This window comes from Pseudomonas sp. NFACC24-1 (assembly GCF_900115235.1).
Classification (GTDB): Bacteria; Pseudomonadota; Gammaproteobacteria; order Pseudomonadales; family Pseudomonadaceae; genus Aquipseudomonas; species Aquipseudomonas fluorescens_AA.
Genome location: NZ_FOVS01000022.1, coordinates 35,772 through 56,309, shown reverse-complemented (window position 1 = coordinate 56,309; position 20,538 = coordinate 35,772). Strand labels below are relative to the sequence as shown.

Below are 20,538 nucleotides of genomic sequence, written 5' to 3'. Positions count from 1 at the left end.
GATCAGGTGCAACTTATTCGAGCGAAACTGGTTGCACCTTATTTGATTTGTTGAATAGCATTCGCGGCCAAGGTGCAACCGGCTCCAAGCCGAGGGGCATCGGCTGATGGCTTTCCTGGGGAAACATCAGTCATAAATTCGCGGGACTGCAAATCGTCGCTACAACGTCTGCGTTGTCGGCGCTTCCAACTGCCACCGCACCATAAAAACAAAGCCAGGGCGTAACTCATGAGTGTTAGTAATCCCACCTTGATCACTTTCGTGATCTACATCGCAGCCATGGTCCTGATCGGCCTGATGGCTTACCGCTCCACCAATAACCTTTCCGACTACATCCTGGGCGGTCGCAGCCTGGGCAGCGTGGTCACGGCATTGTCCGCCGGTGCTTCCGACATGAGCGGTTGGTTGTTGATGGGTTTGCCGGGTGCCATCTATATGTCTGGCCTGTCGGAAAGCTGGATCGCCATCGGCCTGATCGTCGGTGCCTACCTGAACTGGCTGTTCGTGGCCGGCCGCCTGAGGGTGCAGACCGAGCACAACGGTGACGCCCTGACCCTGCCGGATTACTTCTCCAGCCGCTTCGAAGACAAGAGCGGCTTGCTGCGGATCATCTCTGCGGTAGTGATCCTGGTGTTCTTCACCATCTACTGCGCTTCCGGCATCGTGGCCGGTGCCCGTCTGTTCGAAAGCACCTTCGGCATGTCCTACGAGACCGCATTGTGGGCCGGTGCTGCCGCGACCATCGCCTACACCTTCGTTGGCGGTTTCCTGGCCGTGAGCTGGACCGACACCGTGCAAGCGACCCTGATGATCTTCGCGCTGATCCTCACGCCAATCATCGTTCTGCTGGCCACTGGCGGCGTGGACACCACCTTCCTGGCCATCGAAGCGAAAGACCCTACTTCGTTCGATATGCTCAAGAACACCACCTTCATCGGCATCATCTCGCTGATGGGCTGGGGCCTGGGTTATTTCGGCCAACCGCACATCCTGGCGCGCTTCATGGCGGCGGATTCGGTCAAGTCGATCGCCAATGCCCGTCGCATCTCCATGACCTGGATGATCCTGTGCCTGGGCGGCACCGTGGCCGTGGGCTTCTTCGGTATCGCTTACTTCTCGGCGCACCCCGATGTGGCCGGCCCCGTGACCGAGAACCCAGAGCGCGTGTTCATCGAGCTGGCAAAACTGCTGTTCAACCCATGGATTGCCGGTGTACTGCTGTCGGCCATCCTGGCGGCGGTGATGAGTACCCTGAGCTGCCAGTTGCTGGTGTGCTCCAGCGCCCTGACCGAAGACTTCTACAAGACCTTCCTGCGCAAGAGTGCTTCCCAGCTGGAACTGGTCTGGGTCGGTCGTGCCATGGTGTTGCTGGTGGCCTTGGTCGCCATTGCCCTGGCCGCTAACCCGGAAAACCGCGTCCTGGGTCTGGTGAGCTACGCCTGGGCTGGTTTCGGTGCTGCCTTCGGCCCGGTTGTCCTGATCTCCGTCATCTGGAAGAACATGACCCGCAATGGAGCGCTCGCCGGCATTCTGGTGGGTGCAATCACCGTGATCGTCTGGAAGCATTTCGCGCTGCTGGGCCTGTACGAAATCATCCCGGGCTTCATCTTCGCCAGCCTGGCCATCTACCTGGTCAGCAAGATGGGCTCGCCTACCGCAGGTATGCTGCAGCGCTTCGACGCGGCGGAAAAAGATTTTCGTCTGAACCAGTAAGGTCTTCAGTGGGGCTTTGAGCCCGCTGAGTTCTGTAGGAGCTGGCGAAGCCTGCGATCTTTTGATCTTTCACTTGAGGCTCAAGTGTCTGGAGAAAGATCGCAGCCTCGCTCCGCTCGACAGCTCCTACCGCTGGGCTCGCGAGCTATATAGAGATAGAGCCCGGACACAGCGTCCTGGCCGTTCCAGAGCTCCGATTGCCGCATCAGGAACCATCCGCCGTCAGATCGTTGCAAGAAACTGCTGATTCATGTGTAGGACGGCGGCGATGCTTCGAATGTCTATCGGAAAATGCATCACGCTTTGCAGCTTTTACCTTCGTGGATGTAGGGCAAATCTGTTTTTCCTGACCTCCCATACACGTCCCCTACTGCTCGTGCAGAATCCCCCGCCTCCATTCAGCAGAGGCACATCGGATGTTCCCGCCTGCCAATCCACCGCGTTTCACGCTGACGCTCGACAGCGGGCCGAATGAACTCAAGGTACTGGAGTTCAAGGGCACGGAAACCATCAGCCAGCCCTATCGCTTTGACGTGGAACTGGTCAGCGAGCGCTGCGACCTGGTACTGGAAGAACTTCTGCATCGCCAGGCATTCCTGCGGTTCGATGGCCGGGGAGGGGGCGTGCACGGTCAGGTCTATAGCGTAGCCCAAGGCGATTCAGGCAGACGCCTGACCCGTTACCAGGTCAGTCTGGTGCCGCGCCTGGCCTACTTGCGCCACCGTATCAACCAGCGGATTTTCCAGCACTTGAGCGTGCCCGATATCGTCGCCCGGGTGTTGAAGGAACATGGGGTCCTGGAGGGGGCCTTCCAGTTCATCCTCGCAGGGCACTATCCCGAGCGTGAATACTGTGTGCAGTACGCCGAAAGCGACCTGGCGTTCATCGAGCGGATCTGTGCCGAAGTCGGTATCCACTATCACTTTCGGCACCGCCCTGACGGCCATCTGCTGGTGTTCGGCGACGATCAGACCGGGTTTCCCCGCCTGCCCGACTCGACGCTGTACCTGGCGGACAGCGGGATGGCTGCCGACGCGCCGGCCATCAAGCGTCTGGCGGTGCGGCTCCAGACCCGCGCCACGGCCGTAACGTTGCGCGACTACGACTTCCGCAAGCCCGGCCTGTTGTTGCAAACCCACCTCGACAATCGGCAGTTGCCAGCGCTCGAAGACTATCGCTACCCCGGTGGGTTCTGCGACCGGGACGATGGCAAGCACCTGACCCGGCGTGCCCTTGAGCGTCACGGCGCCGATCATCGCGTGGCCCAGGGCAGCAGCGATGACAGTGCTTTCGTCAGCGGACATTTCGTGCGCATCAAGGGCCATCCCAGGGAGCAGTGGAACGATCTCTGGCTCCTGACGCATATCGACCATCATGGCCGTCAACCCCAGGTGCTGGAAGAAACAGCCGCCGCCGGCCCGGACGAATTCCAGGGCTACAGAAACACTTTTCTCGCCACACCGTGGGACGTGTTTTTTCGGCCGCCCCTGCACCCTGAAAAGCCCCGTGCCCACGGTTATCAGTCAGCGGTGGTGACCGGGCCGGTGGACAGCGAGATCCATTGTGATGAATTCGGGCGGGTCAAGGTGCAACTGGCCTGGGATCGCGACGGCCAGCGCGACGAACATTCCAGTTGCTGGCTGCGAGTGGCCTCGGGTTGGGCCCATGATCACTATGGTGCAGTGCTGATTCCCCGGGTCGGCATGGAAGTTTTGGTGGGGTTCATCGATGGCGACGTGGACAAGCCATTGGTGGTGGGTTGCCTGCCCAACGGCGCCAACCCGGTGCCGTTGGACCTGCCGGCGGACAAGACCCGCAGTATTTGGCGCAGCCAGAGCAGTCCCGGTGGGGGAGGCTATAACGAGTTGCGTATCGAGGACCGCAAGGGGGCCGAGGAAATCTACCTGCGGGCCCAGCGCAACTGGACCCAGCACGTGCTGCACGACCAGCGGGTGCAGGTCGATCACGAGCGCAGCATCGTCGTCACCGGTACGGCACGGCACGAACTCAAGGCCGATGAGCAGCGCGTTACCCATGGCCGGCGCCAGGCTGAAGTCCGCCAGGACGATCATCTGCTGGTGGGCGGCGAGCGGCATGTTCGCGTGACCGGCCAGGTCCTGAACGCCAGCCGGCAGTTTCATGTCAGCGCCGGCCAGCAAGTGGTCCTGGAAGCTGGCGCCAGTGTGACCCTCCAGGCTGGCGGTCATTGGATCAACATTGGTGCCGACGGGATTTTCAGCAGCGTGCCGATCGAGGTCGGTGGGGCGCCGATGGCGGTCATGGGGGCGGAGGCGGGTTGGCCGGTCAGCTCCGGGCAGCAGGTCGCTGCGCCGGCCCCTCGGCTTTCCCTGGCGCAAATCCTCAGCTTCCAAGGCTCGGCGCCGTTCTGCGAGGAGTGCGAGCGGTGCAGAAACGGCGTTTGCGCAGGGCCATCGGTCTTTCACAAAACTGTCGACACACAGGAGCGCCCATGAACAGCGGCCAAACGCCCCGCGCCTGGCTTGAACGCCATCCGTTGCAGGCGTCCGAGCAACTTTTCGCCATTTTCAGCAATGCCAGCAGCGCTGGGGCGTTGGCGGCCTGGCGCCGTTCGATGGCCGCGACACCCACGGCGATCTGGGCCGACACGCCGTACGCCGAGTGGGAAGCGGTCATGCCCTATGTAGGGCTTGTTCGCGCGGACTGTGGGTTTCTTGATTGGATAGCGACCGCCGACTCGCTCGATTGGGGTTGGCTGGCGGTGTCGTGTGCCAGCCAGGAAACCCTTGCCGAGCATTTGCGTGGTGTGACGCAGGTGCTGTTGCCGGGTGGCAAGCCGGTTTTCCTGCGTTTTTGGGATGGGCGCTTCATGGGACCGATCCTCCAATCGACGGCGGTGGATGGCGGGGAGCTCCTGCCTGTCATCAATCGTTGCCTGATCAACGCTCAATCCCTTGAGCTCATGGGAAATGCCCAGCGGCCGGTCCAGACTTTTCCTTGGTGGGAAGTGCCGGTGGCGCTGCTGGACGCCATGACCGAGATCCCGACGAATTGTCTGGTGGATAACTTGCTCACCTGGCTTGGCCAGGAGCATCCGTCTCTGTGGGAGCGCGTCGACCAGCGCATCCTGCGGCGCAAGATTGCTCACTTTCTTGAGCGATCGAAGCCGGTTGTCGCGCCAAAGGCGCCCTTGCAGGCGTACTTGCTGCGGGAGCTGGGCTGATCGTGGCGTGTCCGCCGGGCTGCCAACCCCTGACGTTCGACGCGCTTCAAGGTAAACTCGTTGCCCTTCGCAGGAGCCGCCATGAATTATCGCCACGCCTTCCACGCCGGCAATCACGCCGACGTGTTCAAACACCTGACCTTGACCCGCCTCATCGCGCTGATGTCGCGCAAGGAACAGCCCTTCGCCTACCTAGACACCCACGCGGGCATCGGGCTGTACGACTTGCAGGGTGACCAGGCCAACCGTACCGGTGAGTACCTGGAAGGCATTGCGCGGTTGTGGGGCGAGGGCGACCTGCCGCCATTGACTGCCGATTACATGAAGGTGCTGCACGAGATGAACCCGGACGGGCAACTGCGCTACTACCCGGGCTCGCCGGAACTGGCGCGGCGCCTGACTCGTCCCCAGGACCGTGTGCTGCTCAACGAAAAACACCCTGAAGACGGCGTGTTGCTCAAGGACAACATGAAAGGCGACCGTCGCGTGGCGGTGCACCTGGGTGAAGGCTGGCATGTGTCGCGGGCGTTGCTGCCGGTGGCCGAAAAGCGTGCCTTGATGCTGATCGATCCGCCCTTCGAGCAGCTTGACGAGATGCAGCGCTGCGCCGCCTCGCTCAAGGAGGCCATTGGCCGGATGCGCCAGACGGTGGCGGCCATCTGGTACCCGGTGAAGGACCAGCGGATGTTGCGTCGCTTCTACCAGGACCTGGCCGGCACGGGAGCGCCGAAGCTGTTGCGCGTGGAGCTGCTCGTGCACCCACTGGCGACGCCCAACAGCCTGAACGGCTCCGGCCTGGCGATTGCCAATCCGCCGTGGGGGCTGGAAGAAGAGTTGCGTGAGCTGCTGCCGTGGCTGTCGAAAAAGCTGGGGCAGACCCAGGGCGGGTGGCAGATGGATTGGCTGATCGCTGAGAGCTGATCATTGAGCCAATGTATTCAGGTTGTCTGGAAGGACGCCTTCGCGAGCAAGCCCGCTCCCACACTGGATCTGAGGCGTACGCAAGAGTCGTGTACGCCGCCAGACCTGTGGGAGCGGGCTTGCTCGCGAAGCTTTTCAGGGCCCGACAGTCAGATCGGGCAGGTCACGCCGGTCCCGCCAATCCCGCAATAGCCTTCCGGGTTCTTCGCCAGGTACTGCTGGTGATAGGCCTCGGCGAAGTAGAACGTCGGTGCTTCTTCGATTTCGGTGGTGATGGTGCCTTTTCCGGCCTTGGTCAACTCGGCCTGGAAGACTTGCTCGCTGTGTTTGGCCGCCGCCAGTTGGTCCGGGGTGGTGGCATAGATCACCGAACGGTACTGGGTGCCGATGTCGTTCCCCTGGCGCATGCCCTGGGTCGGGTTGTGCAGTTCCCAGAACATCTTCAGAAGTTGTTCGTAGCTGACTTTCGCTGGTTCGTAGACCACCAGCACCACTTCGCTGTGGCCGGTAAGGCCCGAGCAGACTTCTTCGTACGTCGGGTTCGGGGTGAAACCACCGGCGTAACCCACCGCGGTACTGACCACGCCTTCGCGCTGCCAGAACTTGCGTTCCGCGCCCCAGAAGCAGCCGAGGCCGAAGATCGCGAAATCCACGTCCATGGCAAATGGGCCCAGCAGGGGCGCGTCGAGGACGAAGTGTTTGTCCGGCACAGTCATCGGGGTTTCACGGCCAGGCAGGGCTTGTTCTTGAGTAGGAAGCACGTTTTTATTCACCAGGATTTCCGAGCGCAAGACCATTATCAGTCCTCTTAGGGAGGCAGCTGCAAGTCGCAAGCTGCAAGCTACAAGTGGTGAGAGTGTGCCATCGTTTGCTTGAAGCTTGAAGCTTGAAGCTTGAAGCTTGAGTTATACGAGCGGCCCACGCGGGTAGCGCTTGAGCTTTTCGACCAGCTCCGCGCCGGGGATGGGACGGTCGAACAGGTAGCCCTGGCCGACGTCGCAGCGGTGACGCCGTAGGAACGCCAATTGCTGGGCGGTTTCGATGCCTTCGGCCACGACCTTGAGTTTCAGGTTGTGGGCCATGGCGATCACCGCCGAGGTGATTTCCATGTCGTCCTGGTTGTCCGGGATCTCATGGATGAAGCTGCGATCGATCTTGATGATGTCGATCGGGAATTTTTTCAGGTAGCTCAGGGATGAGTACCCGGTGCCAAAGTCGTCCATGGCCAGGGTCAGCCCCAGGCGCTTGAGCTGGTCGAGCTGTAAGTGGGTATCTTCGGTGGCCTCCAGCAGCAGGCCTTCGGTCAACTCCAGTTCCAGCAGCCGGGCCGGCAGTTGTTCCTCCTTGAGGATGCTGGCGATGGAGGCGACCAGGTCCGGGTCGGAGAACTGCTTGGGCGACAGGTTGATCGCCACTTGCAGGTTGCCCAGGCCGGCCGCGGTCAGCTGTTTGCTCATCCGGCAGGCCTGGCGGGCGATCCATTTGCCGATGGGAATGATCAGGCCGGTTTCTTCGGCCACACTGATGAACTGATCCGGGCGGATCATGCCCTTTTCCGGATGGTTCCAGCGCAGCAGTGCCTCCATGCCCAGCAGACGGCCGCTGCGCAGGCACAACTTGGGCTGGTAGAACACGTCCAGTTCGTTCTGGGTCAAGGCGCGACGCAGGTTGTTTTCGACGAACAGCTTGTAGCTGGCCTCGGCATTCAGCGCCTCGGTGAACACCTGGACCTGATGCTTGCCGTTGGCCTTGGCCTTGTGCAGGGCGAGGCCGGCGTTGCGCATCAGGGTCTGCGGATCACGGCCGTGCAGCGGCGCGCAGGCCAGGCCTACGGAGCCGGTCACACTGATCAACTGGTTGTCGACGAACATCGGTTTGTCGAGGGTCATCAGCAATTGGCTGGCGATCTGCTGCCCGGCCTCCAGGCTCGTGTCGTCCAGCAGCACGGCGAACTCGTTACTGGCGAATCGCGCCAGGCTGCCGCTGGGGCTCAGGCTGTTGCGCAGGCGCCGGGCCAGGCTGATCAGCAGCTTGTCGCCGGTCTGGTGACCGAGGCTGTCGTTGATGCGCTTGAAGTTGTCGATGTCCACCAGCAGCAGGCTGATGGGCGAGTCGCTGTCCCGGGCAAAGCGCTCATCGAGGTTGCGAATGAACGCCGGGCGGTTGCCCAGGTTGGTCAGGTTGTCGGTGTAGGCCAGGCGCTCGATGCGCTGCTGGGCCAGTTTGGTCTGGGTGATGTCTTCGTAGATGCCGATGTAGTGGGTCAGCTCGCGGTTGTCGCCGTAGACCTTGGAAATCGACAACTGGCCCCAGTAGGGTTCCAGGTTCTTGCGCCGGCTCTTGAACTCGCCCTGCCAACTGTTGCTCTGGGCCAGCGCCGAGGGCGCGTCGAACAGCAGCTCGCTGAGGTTCTCCAGGGCCGGCAGTTCCGAGAGGCGTTGGCCGTGGACTTCCTCGGTGGTGTACTGGGTGATCGCGGTGAAGCTTGGGTTGACGTACTCCACCACTCCGTCGCAATTGACCAGCAGGAACGCGTTGGCGCTTTGCTCCACGGCGCGCTGGAACAGGTGCAGGGCGCTGGTGGCGGTGCGGCGGTTGTGGTTGTTGATGACCTGGGCGAACTGGTCCGCGAGCTCGCCGGCAAAGGCGATCTCATCCGACTGCCAGGCGCGGGTGGCCCCCACTTGTTCCAGGCACAGCACGCCCACCACTTGGCCGTCGATGCGCACGCTGGCGTCGAGGATGGCGTTGACGTCGCGGGCGCGCAGGCTCTCGGCCATCTCCCGGGTGCGTGGGTCGCGCATCGCATTGTGGGCGTCTATGGCACGACAGGTCTGCAGCGCCTCCATGTAGTCGGGAAACTCGCTGGCGTCGATGACTGCCGGCAGGAAGTACTCCTGGGAGGCGCGGTTGTAGGCGGAAATCGGCACCAGTTTGCCGTCATCCAGGTTCCAGATACTGGCGCAGTCGATCTGGTAGATGTCGCAGGCGCTGCGGGTGATGAGTTCGGCCGCTTCGAGCAGGGAGTTGTTGGCGCTGTAGCGTTGGCGGGTCAATAGCAGGATGAGGTCTTGTTGGGCACGTACCCGGTCCAGGTGCTGGAGCTGCTCTTGCTGGGCGCGCTGGTTCAGTTCCAGGGCGATCTGCAGGCGCGAGTTCTGGGTTTCCAGGTCCAGGGCCGGCAGGGAGGGTTCGCTTTGCAGCAAATTGTCCACCACCAGCAGGTAACCGCGCAGCAGATGACGATTGTGCTGTCTGTAGGCTTCGCCCGTCTCCAGCACATTCATCGGGCCCTTGGCGGTGTGGAGCGTGTAGCGAATCTGGTAATGCGCGGCCTGGGCCAGTTGCTGCTGGATGGCGTCGTGCAATTGATAGCGCGCTTCGGGCTCCATCAGGCTGGCGTACGGCGAGCTGACCAGCGAGCACAGTTCCACCGCCGGCAGGCCGAAGTGTCGCTCGCAATTGGGATCGAGAAACAACAGCGCCCAGCTAGCTTCATTCAGCCGTTCGAAACGCAGCATACCGAGCCGCGCGGGCACCGGTAACTGCGTCACTACCTCGGCCGCCATACGGCTGGCGGCATCGGGTTGGCTTTTCATGGGGAAACTCGCTTCGAAAATGCTGATCGCGCCGGGCTGACGCCCTCGTTATTACGGATTGGCGCAAGGTTGCATCATTGCGGCACTGGCTGACAAGAGAGATGAAGGCCAAGTGCTATAAACCTTTTATCGGCCGACAAAGGGATTTCTCCAGTCGCCAGCCGATCAGAGGGCATGGAAGTTCATCGCAGCGCAATATCGATCGTCTGCAAGGGCTCGCCGTCACGGTCGTGGAAGGTGACATGAAGGCTCTGCGCCGTGACCTGCAGGCGGGCGAAGTTGTCCTGGCTCACCACTGCGCTGGTCAGTTCATAGCGGTACTCCCCGCTGTCCGTACGGGCCATGGGCCTGTGGAAAATAAAATCCGCGGCTTTTGCAAAAGGCAGCAATTTGCTGTTGTAGAACGGCGAGGAAACGACGGTGTTGACCTCGAAATCAGGATCCTGAGTGTGACGCAGGCGGCTGGTCATCGAGCCGTGAACGTCACCCGAGATGAACACCACGTTTTTGATCCGGTGGCGGCGGATGGTTTCCAACAGGCGCAAGCGTTGTTCCGGGAAGGCCTGCCAGGCATCGCCGTCATTGCGCTGGCGGTCAGGGAAAAACATCACGCTGGTGACGACGAGCTTGACCCGGGCGGGGCTGCTGAGGAGCCATTCGAGCAGGGATTGCTCCTGGTCCGCGTCGAGGATGCGCCGATCGTCCGCCGACAGGTTGCGTTGCGTCCGGCTGTCGGTGACGAACCAGTGGATATCGCCATGGGCAAAGGTGTACCAGTAGCGGGTCAACGACCTGTTCAATGTTCCGTCGCTCGACAGTTCATGGGCGGGCCCATGGCTGGCCTGGTAAAGCCCATAGGCGCTCATGGCATTGGCATACAGGACGTCGTCGTGGCCGGTTTTCCTGGCGGGCCAGTTGTCTTCGATTTCATGGTCGTCGAGGATCATGTAGGTCGGCGTGCCAGACATCAGCTTGCTGATGTGCGGCTGGGTAAATACCGCTCGGTATCTGAAGAGGATGTGTCTATAGCTTCGGTCCGGGCCGATGATATTCAAGTCATCGAGATAAACCTGGTCTCCGGTCATTAACACCGCGCTGATCGGTGGGTCGGCCTGTTCGACGATGCGATTGATGCCGGCAAAGGTGCGATCCCCAAGGCTGGGGAACAACGGGGTGCTGGCGGCGATCCGCAAGTAGCGACATGAGCCGACGATGTAAGCCCGTGGCGTATCGGGTTTGTCGGCCGGCGTGTGCAAGCAATAGGTGTTCCGAGGCCATTGCAGTGGCAGTTCCTGGATGGTTTCCACGGTATGGGTCGGGCTCAAGGGGCTGAGCCAGCCGGCCTGGTATTCATAGGCGGTGTCGGGTTGAAGGTCTTTCAACACGATCACATCGGACATGTCGCGGTAGGCCTTCAATTGGACAAAGTGCCCTTTTGACCAGCGTGTGTCTCCTCGACGCCGGTGTCGTATACCGGCAAATACCCGGTTGTTGCCGTGATCGCCCCGCAGGAATATCCGGGCATGGTCAGTGGTCGTGTGCCCGACAATGGGGCCGACGGTAGGTTTGAACATATTCGAATCCATTCGAAGTTTTAGTCGGTGGGTGCAAGCATCAAGTGGCCTTGGCGGTTTTGATGCTAAAGCCCGGCGCGCCATAAATATCGACGGGGAAGGGGGCGCAAGTTGTGGGCAATGACTAATAGGGGCTGTAGTCATTTAAAACTTGCGGGGTAGGAAATGCCGCTATCGCGAGCAAGCTCGCTCCCACAGGAGCACCGCAAATCCACTGTGGGAGCGACTTGCTCGCGATGCGGCCGCCACATACAACACCCATGCACCTGGCTCGAATGCCAGGCAAAAAAAGCCCCGCCAAACGGACGGGGTTGAGGTACGAGCGTGGCGCTCGGAAAACGGTGCTCCGAATGGCCCTCCCCAAGGGAGGGCCGCCCGGTGTTACAGCAGGATGGTGCGGATGTCGCCCAGCAAGTCGCTCAAGCGCTTGGTGAAGCGTGCAGCGGCGGCGCCGTTGATCACACGGTGATCGTAGGACAGCGACAGTGGCAGCATCAGCTTCGGCTGGAAGGCCTTACCGTCCCAGACTGGCTGGATGGTGGCCTTGGAAACACCCAGGATCGCCACTTCCGGCGCGTTGACGATCGGCGTGAAGCCGGTGCCGCCAATGTGACCGAGGCTGGAGATGGTGAAGCAGGCGCCCTGCATGTCGTCGGCGGTGAGCTTCTTGTTCCGGGCTTTTTCGGCCAGGGCAGCGGCTTCGCCAGCCAGTTGCAGCAAGCTCTTCTGGTCGACGTTGCGGATGACCGGTACCAGCAGGCCTTCCGGGGTGTCGACGGCAAAGCCGATGTGCACGTATTTCTTGCGGATCACAGCCTTGCCGCTTGGGGCCAGGGAGCTGTTGAAGTCCGGCAGTTCCTTGAGCAGGTGCGCACAGGCCTTGAGCAGCAGTGGCAGCACGGTCAGCTTCACGCCGGCCTTTTCCGCCACGGCTTTCTGCGCGACGCGGAAAGCTTCCAGCTCGGTGATGTCGGCCTGGTCGAACTGAGTCACGTGTGGAATGTTCAACCAGCTGCGGTGCAGGCTCGACGCGCCGATCTGCATCAGGCGAGTCATGGCCACTTCTTCGGTTTCACCGAAGCGGCTGAAGTCCACCGCCGGGATCGGCGGGATGCCCGCGCCGCCGGTGGCGCCTTCGGCCGGTGCGTTCTTGGCCTTCTGCATCATGGCCTTGACGTAGGCTTGCACGTCTTCCTTGAGCACACGACCGTGCGGGCCGCTTGGGCCAACGGCCGACAGCTCGACACCGAATTCACGGGCCAACTGACGCACCGCCGGGCCGGCGTGCACCTTGGCACCGCTTGGCGCAGGCGCGGCGGCGACAGGGGCAGGCGCAGCTTCGGCCTTGGTGGCAGGCGCGGCGGCAGGCGCTGGCACTGCTTCAGCCTTGGCGGCAGGTGCAGCGGCCGGGGCTGGCGCAGCAGGTGCCGAGGCACCCGCCACTTTGAGCTTCAGGATCAGATCGCCGGTGCCGACTTCGTCTTCCAGCTTGATCTCGACGCTTTCCACCACACCGGCGGCCGGCGATGGGATTTCCATGCTGGCCTTGTCGGATTCCAGGGTGATCAGCGACTGATCGGCTTCGACGGTGTCGCCGACCTTGACCAGCACTTCGATGATCTTGGCCTTGCCCGACGAACCGATGTCCGGGACATGAATGTCCTGGACCGTGGCCGCGGCAGGCGCAGCGGCCGGAGCGGGAGCTGCTTCGGCGGCCGGTGCGGCGGCAGGCTTTTCAGCCGCCGCCGGGGCAGCGGCGGGAGCGGCCGCTTCAGGCGCCGCAGCGGCGCCCTCGACTTCCAGCTCCAGCAGTTCGTCGCCTTCTTTCAGGCGATCGCCCAGCTTCACTTTCAGGCTCTTGATGACACCGGCCTTCGGCGCAGGCACTTCCATGCTGGCCTTGTCCGATTCAAGCGTCAGGATGCTCTGGTCGGCTTCGATACGGTCGCCGACCTTCACAAACAGTTCAATTACTTCACCTTCACCGTTGCCGATGTCAGGTACGCGAATGAGTTCGCTCACGAAAATTCTCCTCAGCAGTCCAGTGGGTTGCGTTTTTCCGGATCGATGCCGAACTTGGCGATGGCTTCGGCCACCACTTTAGGTTCGATATCGCCGCGGTCAGCCAGGGCTTCCAGGGCTGCCAACACAACGAACTTACGGTCGACTTCGAAGAAGTGACGCAGCTTCTTGCGGCTGTCGCTACGGCCGAAACCGTCGGTGCCCAGCACTTTGAATTCCTTGGAAGGAACCCACTGGCGGATCTGCTCGGCGAACAGCTTCATGTAGTCGGTAGAGGCGATGACCGGACCTTTGCGGCCGTTCAGGCACTCTTCGACGTAGCTCAGCTTTGGCTTCTGGCCAGGGTGCAGGCGGTTGCTGCGCTCTACGGCCAGGCCGTCGCGACGCAGTTCGTTGAAGCTGGTGACGCTCCAGACGTCGGCACCGACGTTGAACTCTTCACGCAGGATCTTCGCGGCTTCACGCACTTCGCGCAGGATGGTGCCCGAGCCCATCAACTGGACGTGGTGCGCCGCTTCGCGGGTGTCTTCCTCCAGCAGGTACATGCCCTTGACGATGCCTGCCTCGACACCGGCCGGCATGGCTGGCTGCTGGTAGGACTCGTTCATCACGGTGATGTAGTAGAAGACGTCCTGTTGCTCTTCGGTCATTTTCTTCATGCCGTCCTGGATGATCACCGCCAGCTCGTAGCCGTAGGTCGGATCATAGGTGCGGCAGTTCGGGATGGTCCCGGCCAGCATGTGGCTGTGGCCGTCTTCGTGCTGCAGGCCTTCACCGTTGAGGGTGGTGCGGCCGGCGGTACCGCCGATCAGGAAGCCACGGGTACGGCTGTCGCCAGCGGCCCAGGCCAGGTCGCCGATACGCTGGAAGCCGAACATCGAGTAGAAGATGTAGAACGGCAGCATCGGCTGGTTGTGGCTGGAGTACGAAGTACCGGCGGCAATGAAGGAGCTCATGGCGCCCGCTTCGTTGATGCCTTCTTCGAGGATCTGGCCCTTCTTGTCTTCGCGGTAGAACATCACCTGGTCTTTATCGACTGGCTCGTAGAGCTGGCCGACGGACGAGTAGATGCCCAACTGACGGAACATGCCTTCCATACCGAAGGTACGGGCTTCGTCCGGGATGATCGGGACGATGCGCTGGCCGATTTCCTTGTCCTTGACCAATTGCGCGAGGATCCGCACGAAGGCCATGGTGGTGGAGATTTCACGGTCGCCCGAACCGTCCAGGATCGCCTTGAGGGTCTCCAGTGGCGGGGTCGGGACGCTGAAGCTCTTGGCGCGGCGCTGGGGCACGAAACCGCCCAGTGCGGCACGGCGCTCGGCCAGGTAACGGGCTTCGGCGCTGCCTTCTTCGGGCTTGAAGAACGGCAGGTTTTCCAGCTCGCTGTCCTTGACCGGAATGTCGAAGCGGTCGCGGAACAGCTTCAGGCTGTCGACATCGACTTTCTTGGTGTTGTGCGCAGTGTTCTTCGCTTCGCCGGCACCGGTGCCATAACCCTTGATGGTCTTGGCCAGGATGACGGTCGGCTGTTCTTTGTGATTGACCGCCTGGTGGTATGCCGCGTAGACCTTGTACGGGTCGTGGCCGCCACGGTTGAGTTTCCAGATCTCGTCGTCGGACAGATCGGCAACCATCGCCTTGAGTTCAGGCGAGTTGAAGAAGTGCTCGCGGACGAACGCGCCGTCCTTGGCCTTGTAGTTCTGGTACTCGCCGTCGATGACTTCGTCCATGCGGCGTTGCAGGATGCCGTCGACGTCCTTGGCCAGCAGTGGGTCCCAGAAACGGCCCCAGATGACTTTGTTGACGTTCCACTGGGCACCACGAAACACGCCTTCGAGTTCCTGGATGATCTTGGCGTTGCCGCGAACCGGGCCGTCGAGGCGCTGCAGGTTGCAGTTGATGACGAAGATCAGGTTGTCCAGCTTCTCGCGGCCGGCCAGGGAGATCGCGCCCAGGGATTCCGGCTCGTCGCACTCGCCGTCGCCCATGAAGCACCAGACTTTCTGCTTGCCTGGCTGGATGAAACCGCGGGCTTCCAGGTACTTCATGAAGCGCGCCTGGTAGATCGCCTGGATCGGGCCCAGGCCCATGGACACGGTCGGGAACTGCCAGAAGTCCGGCATCAGCCAAGGGTGCGGGTACGAGGACAGGCCGTTGCCGTCCACTTCCTGGCGGAAGTTGTTCATCTGGTCTTCGGTGATGCGGCCTTCCATGAACGCACGGGCGTAGACGCCTGGCGATGCGTGACCCTGGAAGTAGATCAGGTCGCCGCCGTGTTCGTCGGTCGGGGCCTGGAAGAAGTAGTTGAAGCCGATGTCATACAGCGTCGCGCTGGAGGCGAAGCTGGAGATGTGACCGCCCAGGTCAGAATCTTTCAGGTTGGTACGCATGACCATGGCCAACGCGTTCCAGCGTACCAGCGAGCGAATGCGGCGTTCCATGAACAGGTCGCCAGGCATGCGTGCTTCGTGGGTAACGGGGATCGTGTTGCGGTACGGCGTGGTGATGGCGTAGGGCAGTTGCGAGCCGCTGCGGGTCGCGAGTTCGCCCATACGGGTCATCAGATAATGAGCACGGTCTTCGCCTTCTTTGTCGAGAACCGATTCCAGGGCGTCCAGCCATTCCTGGGTTTCGACGGGATCGAGGTCTTGCATGGCTTGCTCCAGGGCGGAAAGGCTACCAGAATCGGTTGCCTGAGTTTGCGACTGGCCTTGTGGGCAGACGATATAAATTCTTGGATTGCCGAAGGTTGTTTCGGCGGCGTGTAGTTTTACTACAAATCGTCGGCCGTTTCAGCCTTTCGAATGTATAGACGAGTAGTAAAACTACACATGAGCGGCGTATGGCCCCTCATTTCGTTGTGAGAATAATCGTTACCGTTGGTCTTTAGCCAACACGAACAGGTAAAAACTTGATGCCGGCTGCCAATAAAATCAGATTTTCAGCTATTTATCATCTTTGTTCGACAGTCGATCAGGTAGTGTCTTGTGAAAAAACACTACATCCAGCCTCTCCCGCGCCGATCAAGGATAGACCATGAGCCTGCCTTCGCTTGCCCCAATACCGGAAATGGTACCGGCCATTCTCCAGTCATTGGTCAGCCGTGCCGAGCAGTCGTTCCGTGCGGCGGTCGCCTCCCTCGACGACGATCGCGGGCTTTCGGCCTGGACCCCGCAACGCTGGGAAGCGTTCAGCCGTATTGCCGCCGCCAGCGACTTTGTCATCGAGCAGAGTGTCCGTGACCCGGCGATGCTGCTGGAGCTGGTACGCAGCGGCGAACTGGACCGCAGCCTGGCGCCCGGTGAAATGCGCGCGCAGATTGCCGCCGCCGTGCTGGCCGCCGAAACCGAAGACGAACTGGGGCGCGTCCTGCGCCGCCAGCGTACCCGCCAGCAGGTACGGATCATCTGGCGCGACCTGAACCGTCAGGCCGATCTGGTCCAGACCTGTCGCGATCTTTCAGACATGGCCGACACCTGCATCGACCAGGCTTACCACTGGTTGTACCAGCGCCTCAGCCAGCAATTCGGTACGCCCACCGGACGGCGCAGCGGCGAGCCGCAGCAGATGGTCATCCTGGGCATGGGCAAGCTGGGTGCCGTGGAGCTGAACCTGTCGTCGGACATCGACCTGATCTTCGCCTACCCCGAGGGCGGCGAAACCGTGGGCGTCAAGCGGCCGCTGGATAACCAGGAATTTTTCATCCGCGTTGGCCAGCGCCTGATCAAGGCCCTGGACCCGATGACCGTCGACGGCTTCGTGTTCCGCGTCGACATGCGCCTGCGCCCCTACGGTTCGGCGGGTGCGCTGGTGTTGAGCTTCAATGCCCTGGAGCAGTATTACCAGGACCAGGGCCGCGACTGGGAGCGCTACGCCATGATCAAGGCGCGGGTGGTGGCGGGCGACCAGGTGGCCGGCGCGCAATTGCTCGACATGCTGCGCCCGTTCGTCTATCGGCGTTACCTGGATTTTTCCGCCATCGAAGCGCTGCGCACCATGAAGCAACTGATCCAGCAGGAGGTGCGGCGCAAGGGCATGGCCGACAACATCAAGCTGGGCTCGGGCGGTATTCGCGAGGTGGAGTTCATTGCCCAGGCGTTCCAACTGATCCATGGCGGTCGGGACTTGAGCTTGCAGCAGCGCCCGTTGCTCAAAGTGTTGAGCACCCTGGAGGGCCAGGGCTACCTGCCGGCCAAGGTGATCGACGAGCTGCGCCAGGGCTATGAGTTCCTGCGCTATACCGAGCATGCGATCCAGGCCATCGCCGACCGCCAGACCCAGATGCTCCCGGACAGCCCGCAGGATCAGGCACGCATTGCATTCATGCTGGGGTTCGCCGACTGGTCGGCCTTTCATGAGCAGTTGATGTATTGGCGCGGACGCGTGGCCTGGCATTTCGGCCAGGTCATCGCCGACCCGGATGAAGACGAGGGCGGCGAAAGCGAAGTGGTGGTGGGCGGCGAATGGTTGCCGTTGTGGGAAGACAGCCAGGATGAAGGGGCGGCGTGCCGTCAGTTGGAAGAGGGCGGCTTCGCCGATGCGCCCAAAGCCCTCAAGGCCCTGGCCGCCCTGCGCGCCAGCCCGCAGTTGCGCGCCATGCAACGCTTGGGGCGCGAGCGCCTGGATGCGTTCATTCCACGCCTGCTGGCCCAGGCTGTGGAGCATGCCGATCCGGACCTGGTGCTGGAGCGGGTACTGCCCTTGGTGGAGGCCGTGGCTCGCCGTTCGGCCTACCTGGTGTTGTTGACGGAAAACCCCGGTGCCCTGCGGCGCTTGCTGACGCTGTGCGCGGCGAGCCCGTGGATTGCTGAGCAAATCACCCGTTTTCCGTTGCTGCTCGATGAGCTGCTCAACGAAGGTCGGCTGTTCAAGCCGCCCCTGGCACCGGAGTTGGCCGCGGAGTTGCGTGAGCGCCTGACGCGCATTCCCGAGGATGACCTGGAGCAGCAAATGGAGGCGTTGCGGCATTTCAAGCTGGCGCACCGCCTGCGGGTGGCGGCTTCGGAAATCGCCGGCAGCCTGCCGCTGATGAAGGTCAGCGATTACCTGACCTGGCTGGCCGAGGCGATTCTCGAGCAAGTGCTGGCCCTGGCCTGGCGCCAGACGGCCGCCAAGCACGGCGTGCCACTGCGCACCGACGGCAGCCTGTGCGATCCGGGCTTCATTATTGTCGGTTATGGGAAAGTCGGTGGCCTGGAATTGGGGCATGGTTCCGACCTGGACCTGGTGTTCATCCACGATGGCGACCCGCAGGCGGAAACCGACGGCCCGAAACCCATCGACGGCGCGCAGTTCTTTACCCGGCTCGGTCAGCGGATCATTCACCTGCTGACGGCCCAGACCAACTCCGGGCAGCTATATGAAGTGGACATGCGTCTGCGGCCTTCCGGGGCGTCGGGGCTGCTGGTCAGCTCCCTTGGGGCGTTTGCCCGTTATCAGGAGAGCGAAGCCTGGACCTGGGAGCATCAGGCGCTGGTGCGAGCCCGTGTGCTGGTGGGCAGCCAGGATGTGGGCCAAGCGTTCGAGGAGGTCCGGGTCCAGATACTGGGACGCAAGCGTGACTTGCCGACGCTACGCCAGGAAGTCAGTGAGATGCGCGCCAAGATGCGCGACAACCTTGGCAGCAAGACCACCGCCGCCGGGACTGCGGCGAATGCCTTCGAGGCCACGGCGCCCTTCGACCTCAAGCAGGATGCCGGAGGTATCGTCGATATTGAATTTATGGTGCAATACGCGGCCCTGGCGTGGTCCCAAGAGCATCCATCGCTGGTGCGCTACACCGATAACATCCGCATCCTGGACGGGTTGCAAGAGCTCGGGTTGATGCCGGCCGAAGATGCCACGCTGTTGCGCGAAGCCTACAAAGCCTACCGCTCCGCCGCCCACCGCCAGGCCTTGCAGAAAGATGCCGGGGTGATTGCAGGCGACCAGTTCGTGGATGAGCGTCGGCAGGTATTGAGGATCTGGCGGGAACTGGGGCTGAGCTGAAGCTTCAAGTAATGTGGGAGCGAGCTTGCTCGCGATAGCGGAGTGTCAGGCGACATTGATGTTGAATGGGCAGGCCTGATCGCGAGCAGGCTCGCTCCCACAGTGGATTTGTGGTGCTGCACGGTACTTGAAACCTATGCAGGCCCCTTGTGGGAGCGAGCTTGCTCGCGATAGCGGAGTGTCAGGCGACATGGATGTTGAATGGGCAGGCCTGATCGCGAGCAAGCTCGCTCCCACAGTGGATTTGTGGTGCTGCACGGTACTTGAAACCTATGCAGGCCCCCTGTGGGAGCGGGCTTGCTCGCGAAGGCGGAATGTCAGGCGACATGGATGTTGAATGGGCAGGCCTGATCGCGAGCAGGCTCGCTCCCACAGTAGATTGGCGGTGTGTTGTAGATTAGGGCAACAGGCAACGACCTAAGCCACAGTGATTCTCGAGGCGGGGAGGCGTAGGCCTCCCCGTATCGTTTTTGGAAAGCACATGAATATTCTGATCGTTGGGCCCAGTTGGGTCGGTGACATGGTAATGGCGCAGACACTGTTCCAGTGCCTGAAACAGCGTCATCCGCAGTGCGAAATCGACGTCCTGGCCCCGGAGTGGAGCCGGCCGATCCTGGAGCGCATGCCCGAAGTGCGCAAGGCCTTGAGCTTTCCGCTCGGCCACGGCGTGCTGGAACTGGCGACCCGTCGACGCATCGGCAAATCCCTGGCCGGTCAGTACGACCAGGCGATCCTGTTACCCAATTCGTTGAAATCGGCGTTGGTACCGTTCTTTGCCGGTATTGCCAAGCGCACCGGTTGGCGTGGCGAGTTTCGCTACGGCCTGCTCAACGACGTGCGCGCCCTGGATAAAGACCGTTACCCGCTGATGATCGAACGTTTCATGGCCCTGGCCTACGCGCCGGAGGCCGAGTTGCCCAAACCGTATCCGCGGCCGAGCCTGCGGATCGACCCGGTGACCCGTGGCGCAGCGCTGGCCAAGTTCGGCCTGAGCCTGGACCGTCCGGTGCTGGCCCTGTGTCCGGGGGCCGAGTTCGGCGAATCCAAGCGCTGGCCGGCGGAGCATTACGCCCAGGTGGCCGAGGCGAAGATTCGCGAAGGCTGGCAAGTCTGGCTGTTCGGCTCGAAAAAAGATCACCCCGTGGGCGAGGACATCCGCTCGCGGTTGATCCCGGGCCTTCGGGAAGAGTCGGTGAATCTCAGTGGCGACACGTCCCTGGCCGAGGCCATCGACCTGTTGTCCTGCGCCGATTCGGTGGTGTCCAACGACTCGGGCCTGATGCATGTGGCCGCAGCCCTTAACCGTCCGTTGGTGGCGGTCTACGGTTCCACCTCGCCAGGCTTCACGCCACCGCTGGCCGACCAGGTCGAAGTCGTGCGCCTGGGCATCGAATGCAGCCCGTGCTTCGACCGCACCTGCCGTTTCGGCCATTACAATTGCCTGCGCCAGCTCATGCCTCCGTCGGTGAACGAGGCCCTGGAGCGTTTGCAGGGCACCCCCGTGGAGGTTCGGTAA

General features: G+C 61.9%; 11 protein-coding genes. 6 read left to right on the top strand and 5 right to left on the bottom strand.

The features are described from left to right. The first annotated feature begins 228 nt into the window (after positions 1–228). The 4 genes from putP to BM317_RS19930 all read left to right on the top strand — a co-directional run bounded on the left by putP (position 229) and on the right by BM317_RS19930 (position 5,836). Positions 229–1,713, top strand: a complete 1,485-nt coding sequence (putP, locus tag BM317_RS19945) for a sodium/proline symporter PutP (RefSeq protein ID WP_092173502.1) — start codon at positions 229–231, stop codon at positions 1,711–1,713. 416 nt (positions 1,714–2,129) lie between these two features. Further along, positions 2,130–4,187, top strand: coding sequence for a type VI secretion system Vgr family protein (locus tag BM317_RS19940; RefSeq protein WP_092173497.1), 2,058 nt, complete (start codon positions 2,130–2,132; stop codon positions 4,185–4,187). Continuing rightward, positions 4,184–4,915: a DUF4123 domain-containing protein gene (locus BM317_RS19935; RefSeq protein ID WP_170842366.1), complete on the top strand. Its 732-nt coding sequence runs from the start codon at positions 4,184–4,186 to the stop codon at positions 4,913–4,915. Before BM317_RS19940 ends, BM317_RS19935 begins: the two co-directional genes overlap by 4 nt. 81 nt (positions 4,916–4,996) lie before the next feature. Beyond that, on the top strand, positions 4,997–5,836 hold the full coding sequence (locus BM317_RS19930) for a 23S rRNA (adenine(2030)-N(6))-methyltransferase RlmJ (RefSeq protein WP_092475849.1): 840 nt from the start codon (positions 4,997–4,999) through the stop codon (positions 5,834–5,836). Positions 5,837–5,985: 149 nt separating this feature from the next. On the opposite strand, the gene msrA is transcribed toward BM317_RS19930, so the two are convergent. The 5 genes from msrA to aceE form a co-directional block, all read right to left on the bottom strand. After that, entirely contained in the window at positions 5,986–6,633 is a 648-nt protein-coding gene (gene msrA, locus BM317_RS19925) for a peptide-methionine (S)-S-oxide reductase MsrA (RefSeq protein WP_092173488.1), read from the bottom strand. Positions 6,634–6,741: 108 nt separating this feature from the next. After that, positions 6,742–9,435 carry a putative bifunctional diguanylate cyclase/phosphodiesterase gene (locus BM317_RS19920; RefSeq protein WP_092475846.1) on the bottom strand — a complete coding sequence of 898 codons (2,694 nt, stop codon included), beginning with the start codon at positions 9,433–9,435 and terminating at the stop codon, positions 6,742–6,744. 182 nt (positions 9,436–9,617) lie between these two features. Next, positions 9,618–11,009: an alkaline phosphatase D family protein gene (locus BM317_RS19915; RefSeq protein WP_092475843.1), complete on the bottom strand. Its 1,392-nt coding sequence runs from the start codon at positions 11,007–11,009 to the stop codon at positions 9,618–9,620. Between the two features lie 381 nt (positions 11,010–11,390). Beyond that, positions 11,391–13,031, bottom strand: coding sequence for a dihydrolipoyllysine-residue acetyltransferase (gene aceF, locus BM317_RS19910; protein WP_092475839.1), 1,641 nt, complete (start codon positions 13,029–13,031; stop codon positions 11,391–11,393). 11 nt (positions 13,032–13,042) lie between these two features. Beyond that, positions 13,043–15,688, bottom strand: a complete 2,646-nt coding sequence (gene aceE, locus BM317_RS19905; RefSeq protein WP_060739476.1) for a pyruvate dehydrogenase (acetyl-transferring), homodimeric type — start codon at positions 15,686–15,688, stop codon at positions 13,043–13,045. A 382-nt stretch (positions 15,689–16,070) separates the two neighbouring features. Here aceE and glnE point away from each other — a divergent pair, with 382 nt between their 5' ends. After that, positions 16,071–19,022, top strand: coding sequence for a bifunctional [glutamate--ammonia ligase]-adenylyl-L-tyrosine phosphorylase/[glutamate--ammonia-ligase] adenylyltransferase (gene glnE, locus BM317_RS19900; protein ID WP_092475835.1), 2,952 nt, complete (start codon positions 16,071–16,073; stop codon positions 19,020–19,022). Positions 19,023–19,503: 481 nt separating this feature from the next. Further along, positions 19,504–20,538: a lipopolysaccharide heptosyltransferase II gene (gene waaF / locus BM317_RS19895; RefSeq protein WP_092175911.1), complete on the top strand. Its 1,035-nt coding sequence runs from the start codon at positions 19,504–19,506 to the stop codon at positions 20,536–20,538.